We start from the raw sequence: 14867 nt of genomic DNA, 5'->3' as shown, positions 1-14867 counted from the left end.
GTTCAACTATTTCCCACCGTAATAAAAAGCAATTTCTTTATCTTTTAGGGTGGGGAATTCAGCATCGAGCAGCATTTGATTTAGTTCTGCTTGGGCAAGATGCTTAGCCCCTATTCTGACGATCCGCGATCTCATCGTATTAGTAACCCCGCTTCTTTGTCTTCCTGCTTCAAACCCCATGACTTTATTATAAAGTTCTAGTTTGTTTGTCGGAATTGGTGACCCATCAAGATCTAATCCTTGCGAAATTGCTTTATCTACAGCATCCGCGCCTTTAGTATCAGCCATAATTATTTACCAAATATTTATTTAGGTGGGCATTGCCCACTCTACAATCAGATGGTAAGGAAAACAATTAATTAGTTTTCTCAGGTTTTACTTAACTAAATGGGCTTCTAAGAACCACAGACGCTTATCTATATTGCGGGAGATTTCTGTGTACATATCAGAAGTATCGGCATCGCCCAAATCTCCTGTAGTATCGATCGCCACCCGGACATGCTTGCCATAGGCTGCATAGCGATCGGCCAAAGCAGTAATATGTTCTAGACCACTCACTGCATCTAGAGGGTATTCAGGCAAAATTGAAGCCTCAGCAGCAACTCGCGCTGTTCCTAATGCCGTTCCACCCAGAGCGGTAACCCTTTCGGCAACCATATCCACATATTCTTCCAATTCTCCAGCCATCGCATCAAACAGCTCATGTAGCTGGTAGAAATTCTGCCCTTTAACATTCCAATGGGCTTGTTTCGTCTGAGTTTTAAGATCCAAAGTTGCAGCAAGGGTCTGATTCAGAATTTCAATCACCTGAACTCTGACATCTTCTGCTAGATCTATGCGAGTGCTATAGGTCTTTTGTTTGCTGGCTGTAGCTACCATAATCCAATTCCTCCATAGTTTACTGCTTTTCTATAAACAGTAATTTAGTTCATTAACTTATTCAGAGATTACACCACAAGCAAGTCTCGCTCCACCACCACCTAGGGGCTCAGGATCATCAGAAAAGTTATCTCCCATCATGTGAATCATTAGGGAACGTCCTTTCACATCCTCAGTTTTCAACCTAGGAGCAAGAGTCGGAGTTTGAGCTGTACCATCTGCAAGAACAATTAATGGTGGTAAATCGCCCAAGTGACCATCTCCATATGGCCCTTTGTGAACTCCTGATCCAGTGGGATCAAAATGACCTCCTGCTGCCAATCCGGGGACGATTTTTCCTTCTTTCTCCGCTGGGTTGCAATCGGGGTTTTCGTGGACATGAAACCCATGAGCCCCTGGAGTTAGTTTAACTAAATCGGGAGTGAGCAACATTCCATACTCTGTGTCTTCTAGGGTAATAGTTCCTATTTGCTCCCCAACCCCCTCTGTATCGGTTAAATTCACTGTTACGCTAATTTTTTCCGCTAAAACAATGCTAGGGGATGCTAAAACTAGAGCTCCCGTCATGCCAATTAGAGTTTGAAGTTTTCCCATGAATGATTCTTGTCTTTTATCGCAACGACAATACAATAGTATTTCAGTATTGACACTTATTTGATGAAAGTTAGAGAATTCTGACAACTGATAACAGATAACTAATCACTGACTAATAGTCAATGCTATTTACTTCCTTTCAAGTAAGCCAACATAGTATCGGCATCGGAAACTTCAAAAGGATCGGTAGGACAGTTATCACCAAAGTCTGGTTCGACAAACATTTTTTCGATTTTGCCGTCATCTACCACCATAGAATAACGCCAAGAGCGCATTCCAAAGCCTAGATTAGACTTTTCGACTAACATCCCCATTTTGCGAGTAAACTCACCATTACCATCGGGAAGCAAGAAAACATTTTTAGCTCCTTGTGCTTTACCCCATTGGAACATGACAAAAGCATCATTCACAGAAACACAGATAACTGCATCTACGCCAGTCGCTTTGATATCATCATAAAGTTCTTCGTATCTGGGCAAATGTGTAGAAGAACAAGTAGGAGTGAAAGCTCCAGGAAGAGAAAAGACAACTACTTTTTTGCCACCAAAGATTTCTGAAGTTGTGACATCTTGCCAGCGGAAAGGATTAGGCCCTTCTACAGATTCGTCGCGAACTCTGGTTTTAAATACTACGTCAGGTACTTTATCTATCATGATTGTTATTCCTTTAGGCTAGTTAAGTCTTACTCATTTCGATTTCAATAAATAAATCATACTCATAACGATTATGACTTGTCAAGTAGAAAATAAAGAAAAAGTAAAAAAGATGATTGGGATATACGTTGGAATTAACGTACGTTATTTTTCACGTATGGGATTAAATTGAGAACGCCAGAAATGAAAAAAAGACGAGGGAAAAAAATACGAGGAGATAAATTTATTAAATAATTAGTATACAGTTATAAATATAGAGGTTAAGCTGGTATAGCTTTAATCATTTAATAATATCTGTGAAAAATTTTAAAGACTATCAATCTGTTGAAATTGTGAGGAATTGAAGTGTCTATTGACCTCAAAAGAGTAAGTGTTGAAAGAATGTTTAATACTTTTGATTTAGATGTTCCCCTCAGAGACAATACATTAATTTTGGTGGGAGAGAATGGATCGGGTAAAAGTACATTTATAAATCTAGTGTATTATGCTCTAACAGCTCAGTGGAGTAAACTTCGCAAGCTTCCATTTAATTCATGCACATTGACTATTGGAGAGCAAGATTATGTGCTTAAAAGAGAACATTTACCTCAGAGTAAACGCAAAAATTTTTTTGAGGTTGATTTTCTTGAGAGAAACTTATCTGACAGAGAATTAAATTCGCTTTCTGAAAGGCTTTTAGAGGGAAAAACTGAAAATTTGGATTTGCTTAAAAGCAAAAAATTCATCAGAAATCTGATGGATGAATTTCCAATATTTCGTGCCTTTCCCACACAAGTAGTTCTCGATATGCTTGTTGCCTTTACTAGGAATAATCCTCGTCTGAGTTCGGAAGATTCCAAAAGCTCTGGAGCAGAGGCTCTTGCCGAGATATTAAGTTCAAATAATAAAGAGCAGTTTTTATTTCTTCCAACTTACCGCAGAATCGAAAAAGAATTGAGTGCTGTATTTCCAGATCAAGATCTTGATGAAGCATTGTCTTCCTTTCGTAGAAACCGTGAACGCAGAGAGCAGAGTTCATATATTGAACTAGTTGAATTTGGAATGACTGATGTAGACAGAGCTTTTACGTCGATTCTTTCAGATCTTGATCGAAACTTCCGCAGCGAACTAAATCGACTTACTGGCTCTTATCTTCGGGATATTATTCGACGCAAATATGATAGTGTTGACACTTCAATTTTAGCTACAGAAGAAGTTTCTCAAACTGTCGATTCTATGCTTTCTAGAATTGAGGATGACACTCTGCCTGAAAATGATAGGGAAGAGCTTAGAAGTCTACTTGCAGATGTTAAGTCCAATCAGACTTTACCCCCAGAAAAGAAAATTCTTGCTCATTTTCTAACTAGTTTGGTGACGATTCACAAGACTCAGCAGGAAATGGAAGAGCCTGTAAGAAAACTTGCCGAAGTAGTTAATCAGTATCTCAGCAAAAAACAGCTTGAATTTAATCCAACAGCTTTTGAATTAGCTATTAAAAGAAAAAATAAATTCGATGATAAAAGTGTTGAAGTTCCGCTTTATGGACTCTCTTCAGGAGAAAAGCAAATTGTCTCACTATTTTCCCATATGTTTCTAAGTCGTAACGAAAGTTATTTTCTAGTAATTGATGAGCCAGAGTTATCAATTTCTGTTAAATGGCAACGTCGTTTTCTTCAAGATATACAGGATACAGGAAGGTGTTCTGGACTTATCGCTGTTACTCACTCTCCTTTTGTCTTCGAGGATAATTCTTTGTCCGAATATGCACATTCCATAAGCGAGTTTATTCAGGAGAGCTAAATATGTCATCTTTTTTGGATTCTTTGAAGGCAGCCTCTCAATCATCAGTGGTTAAACGAAATAATTTTCTCGCTAGTTTCGATCCTAATGGAAATGAGATTGGAATTTTTCTTGAAGGTCGAGATGATCCATCTTTGATTAGAGTGCATTCAGAAAGAGAAGCAAAATCTAAAGGCTTGTCTATCGTAGTGAGAGTTTTGGGAAACAAGAAAGATGTAATAGAAACTTGGAAATATTTTGAGACAAGATTTCCAAATAACCCAAGACTTTGTTTCTTTGTTGACAAAGATCACGATGATTTCTTAGGTCAAGTTGAAGGTATAACTACACAAGGTAGTTTGTTTGTTACAAAGCACTACTCTATTGAAAACTATCTAGTCACAAAAGAATCTATTAAAGCTGTTTTGAATGATATTTGGGGGATTGATTCTCCAACAGTTATTGAAGCTGCGTGTAAAGATTTTGAAAAGTTTCAGCAAGCATATCGTCCTATCTTTCTTCCGATGATGGCATGGTGGATTGCTGCTCGAAAATTTAATCCGAAAGCTACAGTAAATAAAAATAACCTAAATTTTTCAATTTTCAGATTAGATGCCAATCTAAAACCTAGTTTAAATTGGAGTCCAAATATGAACGAACATCTGACTAAAAAATGCAATGTTTCAAATCCACCTAGTAATACAAATATCAATTTGGCAACTCAAGAATTGCAATCTTTACCTACAAAATGTTGGTTAAGGGGCAAACAAGAAATCTGGTGTTTAGTAGCTTTTTTAAATCAACTTGAAAAAAATGCCAGAAATGCTGAAATTAAGACAAAAATCAGGTCACAGATAAATTGTGGGAATGCTGTTGAGATTATTGCTCCACGTATTGCTTGTCCCCAAGATTTACTTAATTATTTGATAGCTCGATTAGATAGAATTAATGATTAGTTTTACTTTCTATCTAGATTAATTAAATATTTTTGTTGTCGATAAAGGAGAGGTTTAGTTACTAGTAATCAATCTTTTCATAAACTAGTAATTAAACAATTAAACTTTCCTCATCCCTTAAATTTAGTGACAACGAATTTTCAAAGCTTCTCTTGCCTGTTCGCGATCATCAAAATGGATTTTCTCTGTACCCAAAATTTGATAATCCTCATGTCCCTTCCTGGCAATTAAAACTCCATCTCCTCATGGCAAACATATCAAAATTCCGACCCCTTTATATAATATAGATTTAATTGATTCGTCAAAAAAAATACTTAATTACCTGAAGCTCTATTCAGTTTATCTTTCAACAATAAGATGCGCTTTTATGGAGATTTCCCAATCACGCTTGACTAATATCGCAATAGCCTCGATCACCGAAGAATGAACAGATTACTCTATCCTGGATCTCAAAACAGTAAAGTATTTGAGCCTATTTTTGATTCTTCTGAATATATGAAAACTAGGAATCCTCGGAAGAGAATTATAGATATTTTTAGACAAACCAACTCAGTCAAACCCAAGCTTTATAATTCCTTTGAAGGTGTATTTAAACCCACTCTTCTGACGATATTAGGCGCAATTATGTATTTGCGCGTCGGCTGGGTCGTCGGCAATGCAGGACTATTGGGAGGAATGCTGATCATCTTAGCTGCACTGAGTATTACCTTTGCCACAGGATTATCCCTCTCCTCGATCGCGAGTAATACTCGTCTCGAAGCGGGCGGCCCCTACGCCATGATTGCCAAAGCTTTGGGCTTAGAAGTCGGTGGTGCGATCGGCATTCCGCTGTTTCTCTCCCAAGCCTTTGCCGTCGCCATGTATATCTTTGGTTTTCGTGAGGGTTGGTTGCGAATTTTTCCCCAACATCCAGCATTAATAGTAGATTTGAGTGTTTTCTTGTTAGTTTTGGCGATCGCATCGATTAGTGCCAGATTAGCCTTTCGCATTCAATACCTAGTAATGGCCTTGGTGATCATTTCTTTGGTCTCTATTTTTGCCAGCCCCAATTTTTGGACATCGCAACAACCATTAGTTTTAATTGGAGAGTTCCCCGGCTCGGCAGCCCAGGAAGGCATCAGCTTTTGGGGAGTTTTTGCTGTTTTCTTTCCCGCTGTCACTGGCATTATGTCTGGAGTGAATATGTCGGGAGAGTTGCAAAACAGTCGAAAAAATATTCCCATCGGCACCCTTTCTGCCATTGGCGTTAGCAGCATAGTTTATTTAGCTCTTTGTTGGTGGGCGTCCAGAGTTGATAGCCCCGCAGAACTGGTCAAAAACTACACGATTATGATTGACCAGGCATTTTGGAAACCAGCGGTTTTAGCAGGATTACTCGCTGCTACCTTTTCGGCAGCACTTTCTTCAATCGTTGGCGCACCGCGCATCTTGGTGGCATTGGCACGGGATGAGGTGATTCCCCAAGGGAGGTGGATTGGTAAACTAGGCGCTAATGGCGAACCCCGTCGCGGCATATTTCTAACTAGTTTGTTTGTGCTTGCTGCACTGATGATCAGAGATCTTAATGCGATCGCATCTTTGATTACAATGTTTTTTCTGATTACCTATGCCACCTTGAACTTGGTTGTGCTCTTGGAATCTCAATTGGGACTGATGAATTTTCGACCGACCTTCAAAATCCCGCAACTGATTCCCCTCTATGGTTTTGCTAGTTGTCTGTTTGCCATGTTGGTCATCGATGCTAGGTTTAGTTTTATTGCGATCGCGATTGTGCTGTTTATCTATTTTCAGTTAGTCAAAAAACCTGATAATCCCAGAGTTACAGGGGATGTCCGCAGTGGAATCTTTGAGGCGATCGCCCAATGGGCAGCCAAAAAAGTTATTGAGATTGATATCAACAATTTTCGAGCTTGGCGACCAATTTTGTTAGTTCCCATCGAAGATTCATCCCAGTTATTAGGTCAATTTCGTTTACTACTAGATATCTCTCAACCAGAAGGCTCAATCCAGCTTTTGGGATTAGCCCAGAGTCCCTCAGTCAGAGATTTTGCCCATCGGTTACAAAAACTAGCCGCTGCCTTTCGCCGACGCAGCATTTTCACGACTTTCTCGATCTTAAAAGTCACAACTTATATTGATGGCATTTTGGCAGTGCTCCAATCTTCTCAAAACACTTTTTTTCGGCCAAATATTTTATGTTTAAAAGCCCCAAAACTGCCTACAGACTGGGAAGTAATGCAACCTTTGTTAGCCGAAGCTCAACAGCTAGAAATCGGCATTATGTTGCTAGGACTCCATCCTCTAGCAGGTATGGGAAGAGTTGAAGTGATTAACTTATGGCTGACGCCCCAACTTGGCGAAATCCCACTGTCAGAAAAACTCAAAAAGGGCAATCTTAATCTGACAATGTTGATGGCATTGCGACTCTATAGAAGTTGGCAAGGATCTTTGAACTTGATTACAGTAGTCAATAGCAATGAAGAAGTCCCCATGGCCAGGCAGTATATCGAAGAATTGCGAGATCTTTGTCGGATACCAAACCAAGCAACAACATTTGTGCTGGTTGGAGAATTTAACAGTTGCATTATCCATGCACCTCAATCAGATATGGATTTTATCGGTTTGCCCAAACAACCTAATTTTGATTTTATCTGTCGAATGATTGACCTGACTGGTTCTTCTTGTTTATTCTTTCGGGATTCTGGCAATGAGAGCGCGATCGCTTGATGTCGCTTTGCTCCGAAGGCAGAGGGCAGATGGCAGAGGGCAGATGGCAGAGGGCAGATGGCAGATGGCGCTATTTCACCTAAAACCTAAAACCTAAAACCTAAAACCTATCTTAACCTGTGCTCAAAAACCAGACATTGGAGTGATTGGAGACTTGTGAATCTCGACTTCTTGATCGATCGCCGCTTGATAAGCAGCCAACTGATGGTTAGGATTCAAATCCCCTGTTTGATTGATAAAAGACCAGGTCTGGCCAACATGCAGATATACAGCATTTCTTAGCTGCGTCGGCGGCAAAAGCCAAGTAGAATCTGCTTGATTAACTATTCGATAGCTGTTGGGAACTAGATCACTGTAAAACCTGGCAAAATAAGGATCTCCGACCCTGGGGGAAGCATAACTATAAACGAGTAATTGCTCGGCGAAGGCAGGGAAATGCACCGCCAAATCAACTGCGGCAATAACTGTCATAGTTCCACCTAAACTATGACCCGTGATGTAACAGGGAATATTCGGATCGAGCTGGTCAATCACTTGACGAATTTGCTGTGCCAAATTATTGACATAGAGAGAGTAAAAACCCTGATGAATCTTTCCAGCTTGCTTATTGTCACTCAAATATTCAATTTGCTGAGCATTAATATTGGCAATCCACTCTCTAGGCTCTTGAGTTCCCCGAAAAACAATAATGTTATGCCGAGCAGATTTGAGAATAAACCCATGATAGATAAACTCTGTCTGAGGAATCAGATCTCGCAAAAAGGTTTGATTCATCAATGGTTCTAGCCAGGAGCGCTCTCGAATCGCCTTAAAAGCAATAATTTGCTGATAGTTATTTAGTTGCGGAAAGTAACTGACCAGACTTGCGATCGCACCATCATACTCAGGGTCAGCAACTCCCTGAAGATATTGTTCGGTGGCTAATCGGCAACAACGGACCAAAAGCTTTGATATTTGCCGATTATAGGGAATAAGGGGCTGCTGGAGGGCAACAGACTGTTCAATCTGACGAATCTTCTCGGCCGAGATCCCTGTTTCATAGGCTATATCAGCGCCACCTTCTTCCTGGTCAAATTCACTATCTTTTCTTTGGTCGCGCCAATGGGAACTTGCGATCGAGACTCCCGCCCCCGCGAAAAACCCTGCTAACAAAATTTGCCGACGACTCAACTTGGCCATAACTGTTCAGACTAAACTTTAGTAGCCCTATTTGCCGAACCTCTTTCCACCTCACGAACCTTTTTCCCACGCCAAACCAAACGGACAGGAGTGCCTTTGAAGCCCAATTGTTCCCTAAATTGACGGTCTATATAACGACGGTAATTATCGGTAAAACGTTTGGGGTCATTCACAAATAACGTGATAGTTGGCGGTTCACTTCTAACTTGAGTGCCGTAATAAATTTTGCCCTGCTTTCCTTGTCTATTAGTGGGAGGAGAATGCCAACCTACAGCCTCTTCTAACACTTCATTAATTACAGAAGTTGTAACCCGACGACGATATTCAGAAATTGCCGTATCGACCAGATCAAGGATTTTGTCTACTCTTTTTCCCGTCAAGGCACTAGTAAATAAAAGCTCTGCCCATTCCATAAAGTAAAGCCGAGACATAACTTTCTGCTTGTACTCATAGATAGTATGGGAATCTTTTTCCACTGCATCCCATTTATTCAGGATAATAATTGTCGCTTTCCCTTCCTCAATAATGCGTCCTGCAAGTTTCAAATCTTGTTCCGTCACACCATCGAGAACATCTAAAACAAATAACACTACATCGGCACGGCGAATTGCTTTAAAAGCGCGATTAATACTAAAAAACTCTGCCCCATATTCGACATTTTTTTTCCGTCTAATTCCCGCAGTATCAATCAGACGATAGGTGGTACCATTTCGCTCTACTACAGTATCGATCGCGTCTCTAGTTGTCCCGGAAACAGAACTGACGATCGCTCTTTTTTCCCCAGTCAAAGCATTGAGTAGACTGGATTTTCCGACATTTGGGCGACCAATAATTGCGACTTTGATTTCTTCAATTTCTGGTAATTCATCTACAGGAGGCAAATGGGTAATCAGTTCATCCAAAAGTTCTCCTGTACCGTTACCGTGAATCCCCGAAACAGGATAGGGTTCTCCCAAACCTAATTGCCAAAATTCAGCAGCTTGAATCGCACCTTGTTCGATAGATTCACATTTATTCACTGCCAGCAGTACCGGCACGGATTGAGCACGCAACCAATCAGCAATTTCTCGATCGCCTGCGGTTAAGCCCATTTGCCCATCCACAACAAAGATTGCCGCCGAAGCTTCGGTTAAGGCTGCCATTGCTTGTTGGCGAATCAGGGGCAAAAACTCTGTATCATCATCAAAGACCAAACCCCCAGTATCAACAACCTGAAACTCTCGATCTTGCCAAAAAGAAGGTCGGTAAGTGCGATCGCGCGTGATTCCTGGTTTGTCATAGACAATGGCCTGTTGGTCTCCCGCCAGACGGTTAACGAAGGTAGATTTCCCCACATTGGGTCTACCAATAATAGCAACTATAGGTAATGGCATAATTTCAGTGATCAGTTATTAGTGATCAGTTAGTCAGTTATCAGTCCCATCAAGCGGGATAATGTTATTAGTTATTAATAATTAACAAATATAGAATTCAATCAGACTTTCTTTTATTCAGCAATTATTTATTTAGTGTATCTTTTTGTTGACTGCAAGAGTAAAAATTGAGTCACAGGTCCAAATAAGACCGAAAGTAAAAGTTAATCTAATCCTTCTGCCATCTGCCCTCTGCCATCTGCCCTCTGCCATCTGCTATCTGATATGATTTTCATTAAGTTATTTTACATCTTGGAGCTATCGATGAAATTAAAAACCATATTTAGTACTTTGCTACTAGTATTTTCTCTCAGTTTTTTGGGTATCATGCCTCAATTTGCTGCTAATGCGGCAACGTCATCTGATGCCAGAGTTTATATTATTAACCCCGCAGATGGAGAAGTAGTACCGGAAACTTTTACAGTTCAATTTGGTTTATCAGGTCTAGGGATTGCACCTTCTGGCGTAAAAGAAGACAATACTGGGCATCATCATCTTTTTGTCGATGTTTCCAACTATCCAGACTTTACCCAGCCTCTCCCCACTACAGACCATATTTTGCATTTTGGCGGAGGTCAAACCGAAACTCAGTTGACTCTGACTCCTGGAGAACATACTTTACAGCTAGTTTTGGGTAACTTTGCCCATATTCCCTCCGACGACCCCGTAATCTCGAAGAAGATTACCGTTTATGTCCAGTAGACAGATAGCTTTAATATTGTTCGCCGAGCAATATATAAGGGTGATTGCATCCTGAAGAACTGACTCATTTCTCCAAGACTTTCGGGCTCAGAATTATCAGTTATTCGCTGCTTTTTTGAATCATTAGTATAGGAAAGCCCAAATTTTGGTTTTTATCAGGTAGTGCTGGAAAAATATAGAAATAACCATCTCGATCAATAAGTAAGCGCCAAACTCTAGATTGGTTCTGATTACTAATGTCAGTTCAGTTCTTTACCCAATACTAAGTCGCGTTCTAAAGTGTAATGGGAGCATCTCGCGCAAAGAGGTGCGACCCCGCGAAATTGGAAATCCGCAAGGGAACGCGCACCTAGCAGAGACGCAAAGAGAATTAAAAATGATATTACGTCTATGAACGCAGGTTAGTACAAGTAAGTCGTCAAAAATTAACTTCGGATTTTTAGAAAAGAAAAGACCCATATATTTAAGGTAAAGCTGCGGAAAATCCCCTATGGTAATCTCATTGGTATTTTAGCCATTTTCTTGACTTCACCTAATATCTAAATATCAGGTTGAAAATGAAAATGATCGCCTGAAAAGACAAGCGATCGCTATTCGGAAAAATATTTCAAGAACAAACCTAACTGTGAGCAGAACAATAGCTATCAAAATAGTAAAGATAGCTGAGACTAAAATTCGAAAATGGTGCGAATTGTCCCCACATAGATCGTGTCGTTATCGCTATTATTTTCGGGGTTAATCACCACAAAAAATCCAGGATTAATCGCAATATTGTCATTAATTTGATAGCGATACTGGGCTTCAATATGCCAAGCACTATCGTCATCCTCTGCGCCACTATCATTGCTACTAACTTTTGGTGGTTGTCCGAAAACAATACCTCCTAAACTTCTTTCGGCAAAGAGATCGGGAAAAGCTAAAGTTACTGCCCAGTTGTAAATAGTGGCATTGTCACCGCTATTAACAGTAATCCCATCATTATTGCCATCGGTTTGAGCGTTAGCAAAACTTACACCACCCCAAGCAGAAATATTAAGGCGATCGCTAATTTGATACCTACCCTGTAAACCAAGATGATCCGCAGTAGTAGCAGTATCGTCTCCAAAGGGTGCATTGGCCGTTTCGCTTCCGGTTTCTCCTGAGACTACTAACTCGCCTGGTGCATAATAACCCCGTGAATAATTTAAGCCAAAGCCTAATCTATCAGTAGGTTCTAAGCTTAACTGGGCGATCGCAGCATAACTGCCATTTAATAAACCTGCCCCCTCAAGAGGTTCGCTAGCACGAGGTGCCAGATAGCCCACAGAAAAAGCAACAGCATCGCTAAAATTATAATTAACTGTGGCGCCTGTTCCTTCTAAACCTTGATAATAGATAGGGTTAAAACGGCCAAAACGAGAAATTGCGCCCGTTAATTCCTCCGAAAAATACTCGTTATAGTTGGCAAAGTTTTCGTTAAATTCTCCACCAACCGCATCAATCACAAACGAAAGTTTTCCTTCTGCCGCTCCGTGGAGATGTTCCGAATGACCGCCATGTTTGTCTTTCCCATGACCATGTTCGTCATGCCCGTGATCATCATGTCCGTGAGCATCATGATCATGATCTGAATGTCCAGATTTACCTGATTCTCCAATGGCAAAAGTATAGTAAAGTTTGCCCACACGTACTGAACCATCAGAACCTTCATCAAAAGCAGTACGAGTCATCCCTGTACCCGTAACATTCGGATCGTCTTCCTCTTCTCCTGAACCAAAGGGAACCGTATTAAGAGCATCTAGCCGCACTTTTAAAAGATCTTTACCGGTAAAACTGGTGTTGAAATTCAAACGAGAGCGAAAATTGAAAACGGTAATACTATCAAGACCACCACTGCCATCAGCTTTTTCGTTGCCAAAAACTTGACTGAGAGCAAAACTGGTTTCTCCTTTTAACTTGGTAGTAGTAGAGAATTGATGATCTTCGAGAAAAGCTACCCGGCCTTCGAGACTATCAACTCGACCATTTAGGGACGCCAGTTCCGCTTCAAACTCTTGAAGTAATCTATTGATCGTTTCAATATCTTCTCTTAATACCGCTTCAGAAGAGGCAATTAGTCGCTCGATTTGATTTAAGCAAGCATTCAAACCCGCAGCAAACTCATAACGACTTAAAGCCTGCCCGCCTCTAAAAGTTTGGTCTGGATAACCAACAATACAACCATAACGATCTACTAAACTGCGTAATGCGTCATAAGCCCAATCCGCAGGAGAAACATCCCGTAATTGATTGACATTGGTAACTTGATTTAATTCTGCGCTTTCTAAATTTAACTCTGAGCTGTATTGTTCAATGTCATATTGATCAATTTCCTGGGCCGATACCCCATTACTCTGGACGAAGAGAGCAGCTAAAAATAGAGGGCTTAGCAAGTAAGTTCCCCAAAGTTGATTTTTCATGTTCCTCACACTTAATCTTCACACAAATAAAATGATAATCATTATTATATATTAGATAATGAGATAGAGAATCATTATCATTATTACTGGCGAGTGAAATTACCCAAATATATAGACCTAGCGATTGTTGGGGCAGGAGTTCAGGCTCTAACTTTAACCACCCATTTATTACAAAAAAGGCAAGATTATTATCATAAATTACTAGTTTTTGATCCGAGTCAAACCTGGCTGAGTCAATGGCAGCGACAATTTGCAGCACAACAAATTCCTCACTTGCGATCGCCTGCTGTCCATCATCCCGATCCTAATCCGCATCAATTAAGAACCTTTGCCAAGAATAGACATAATGAGCTATTCCCTCCCTATGACAGACCAGGAACCAAGCTATTTAACGATTTTTGTCATGAGGTAATTCACCGCTGGAATTTAGAGAATAAGGTTTATCCAGCCAAAGTAATTCACATTTTACCGATTACACTTGCTTCTCGTTCTCGGTTTCGATTGATTTTAAGTACCGGGGAAACTATTATCGCCCGTAGAGTTGTATTGGCTACAGGAAGTGGTAAAGTTCAGCTTCCTAATTGGGCAGAAAGAATTACATCAAATTATCCGACCGATAAACTATGTCATTCTCAACAGGTAAATTTAAATCAACTCAACCTCAAAGGAGAAAAGATTCTAATCGTTGGTGGCGGCTTAACTAGCGGACATTTAGCCAAAGGTGCGATAAATATGGGGGCAACTGTTACTCTTATGACCAGAAAACAAATACAAGAAAAAATCTTTGATGCCGATCCTGGTTGGTTAGGGCCAAAATACCTTAAAGATTTTCACGCTGCAATAAATTGGAATGACCGTTATCAGCAAATAAAGCAAGCCCGTAATGGCGGTTCGATGACTCCTGAAATAATGCTGCAATTGAGAAGAGCAACTCGTGAAGGTAAAGTGATAATCAATGAATGCTGTCAAGTTAGTGATGCACAGTGGCAAGATAATCTTTGGCAGGTTAATTGTCTTGATGGTGGGAAGCATCAGTTTAACCGTATTTGGTTGGCTACTGGTACAAGATTTAACGTTACCGAACATCCTTTATTGCAAGATGTATTAGAGACTTATCCCACAAAAATAGTTAACGGTTTACCGGTATTAGATGAACATTTACGTTTACCCAAGTCAAACTTTTTTATTATGGGTGGCTTGGCTGCTTTACGAGTTGGCCCTGTGGCGAGAAATATCGGTGGTGGGAAAATGGCTTGTCAACGCATTGTGCCAGCAATTGTTAAATCAAGCTTGGCGATCGGTTGATTTTTTCTGTTAGGATGCGATCGTCAATATGAATTAATACAATATTATCCTGATAATAGCCAGGCTCAACTAAAGTTAGAGCTGCGGTGGTTTTGCCTGACAAGTATCCGCTAGAGTTAACGCGATCTTATATAATGCGAGGTTCTTCGCAGAAGGTAACTAAATTTCACTCGCCCGATACATCTTTCTGTGCAATCAGTTCGAGGACTTGATGACCAACTAGGACAAGATTCTTTTTGTTGGTCATCTATGTATCAATCCAAA

13 protein-coding genes are annotated in these 14867 nt (G+C 40.3%); 5 read left to right on the top strand and 8 right to left on the bottom strand.

Going from position 1 to position 14867, the window contains the following annotated elements; genetic code table 11:
• Nucleotides 1–6 precede the first annotated feature (6 nt).
• From XEN7305_RS22900 to XEN7305_RS22885, 4 genes are all read right to left on the bottom strand, one after another.
• Nucleotides 7–288 carry a DUF4090 family protein gene (locus XEN7305_RS22900; RefSeq protein ID WP_006511914.1) on the bottom strand — a complete coding sequence of 94 codons (282 nt, stop codon included), beginning with the start codon at nt 286–288 and terminating at the stop codon, nt 7–9.
• An 87-nt stretch (nt 289–375) separates the two neighbouring features.
• Entirely contained in the window at nt 376–879 is a 504-nt protein-coding gene (dps, locus tag XEN7305_RS22895; protein WP_006511913.1) for a DNA starvation/stationary phase protection protein Dps, read from the bottom strand.
• A gap of 57 nt (nt 880–936) precedes the next feature.
• Nucleotides 937–1473 carry a superoxide dismutase family protein gene (sodC, locus tag XEN7305_RS22890; protein WP_006511912.1) on the bottom strand — a complete coding sequence of 179 codons (537 nt, stop codon included), beginning with the start codon at nt 1471–1473 and terminating at the stop codon, nt 937–939.
• A 125-nt stretch (nt 1474–1598) separates the two neighbouring features.
• A complete protein-coding gene (locus tag XEN7305_RS22885) occupies nt 1599–2126 on the bottom strand; it encodes a peroxiredoxin (RefSeq protein ID WP_006511911.1) in 528 nt (175 codons plus the stop codon).
• Nucleotides 2127–2471: 345 nt separating this feature from the next.
• Between XEN7305_RS22885 and XEN7305_RS22880 the strand changes: the two genes are divergently transcribed.
• The 3 genes from XEN7305_RS22880 to XEN7305_RS22870 all read left to right on the top strand — a co-directional run bounded on the left by XEN7305_RS22880 (nt 2472) and on the right by XEN7305_RS22870 (nt 7567).
• Complete coding sequence (locus tag XEN7305_RS22880) at nt 2472–3905, top strand: AAA family ATPase (RefSeq protein ID WP_006511910.1); 1434 nt, start codon at nt 2472–2474, stop codon at nt 3903–3905.
• A gap of 2 nt (nt 3906–3907) precedes the next feature.
• A complete protein-coding gene (locus XEN7305_RS22875; protein WP_006511909.1) occupies nt 3908–4840 on the top strand; it encodes a DUF4435 domain-containing protein in 933 nt (310 codons plus the stop codon).
• 423 nt (nt 4841–5263) lie between these two features.
• A complete protein-coding gene (locus tag XEN7305_RS22870; protein ID WP_006511908.1) occupies nt 5264–7567 on the top strand; it encodes an amino acid permease in 2304 nt (767 codons plus the stop codon).
• A gap of 123 nt (nt 7568–7690) precedes the next feature.
• On the opposite strand, the gene XEN7305_RS22865 is transcribed toward XEN7305_RS22870, so the two are convergent.
• Together XEN7305_RS22865 and der are read right to left on the bottom strand one after the other, a co-directional pair.
• The gene (locus XEN7305_RS22865; protein WP_006511907.1) at nt 7691–8746 is read right to left on the bottom strand and encodes a lipase family protein; all 1056 of its coding nucleotides are present in this window, start codon (nt 8744–8746) and stop codon (nt 7691–7693) included.
• 11 nt (nt 8747–8757) lie between these two features.
• Nucleotides 8758–10119, bottom strand: coding sequence for a ribosome biogenesis GTPase Der (gene der / locus XEN7305_RS22860; RefSeq protein WP_006511906.1), 1362 nt, complete (start codon nt 10117–10119; stop codon nt 8758–8760).
• Nucleotides 10120–10422: 303 nt separating this feature from the next.
• Here der and XEN7305_RS22855 point away from each other — a divergent pair, with 303 nt between their 5' ends.
• On the top strand, nt 10423–10860 hold the full coding sequence (locus XEN7305_RS22855; protein WP_006511905.1) for a DUF4399 domain-containing protein: 438 nt from the start codon (nt 10423–10425) through the stop codon (nt 10858–10860).
• A gap of 668 nt (nt 10861–11528) precedes the next feature.
• Here XEN7305_RS22855 and XEN7305_RS22850 read toward each other — a convergent pair.
• Complete coding sequence (locus XEN7305_RS22850) at nt 11529–13298, bottom strand: iron uptake porin (protein WP_006511904.1); 1770 nt, start codon at nt 13296–13298, stop codon at nt 11529–11531.
• 93 nt (nt 13299–13391) lie between these two features.
• Between XEN7305_RS22850 and XEN7305_RS22845 the strand changes: the two genes are divergently transcribed.
• On the top strand, nt 13392–14603 hold the full coding sequence (locus XEN7305_RS22845; protein WP_006511903.1) for an FAD/NAD(P)-binding protein: 1212 nt from the start codon (nt 13392–13394) through the stop codon (nt 14601–14603).
• Here XEN7305_RS22845 and XEN7305_RS30090 read toward each other — a convergent pair.
• Nucleotides 14578–14706: a hypothetical protein gene (locus XEN7305_RS30090; protein WP_255325078.1), complete on the bottom strand. Its 129-nt coding sequence runs from the start codon at nt 14704–14706 to the stop codon at nt 14578–14580. The two genes, XEN7305_RS22845 and XEN7305_RS30090, sit on opposite strands and share 26 nt — an antisense overlap.
• Nucleotides 14707–14867: the final 161 nt, after the last annotated feature.

It is taken from the genome of Xenococcus sp. PCC 7305 (assembly GCF_000332055.1).
Lineage (GTDB): Bacteria > Cyanobacteriota > Cyanobacteriia > Cyanobacteriales > Xenococcaceae > Xenococcus.
This window is presented reverse-complemented; position numbering and strand designations above follow the sequence as displayed.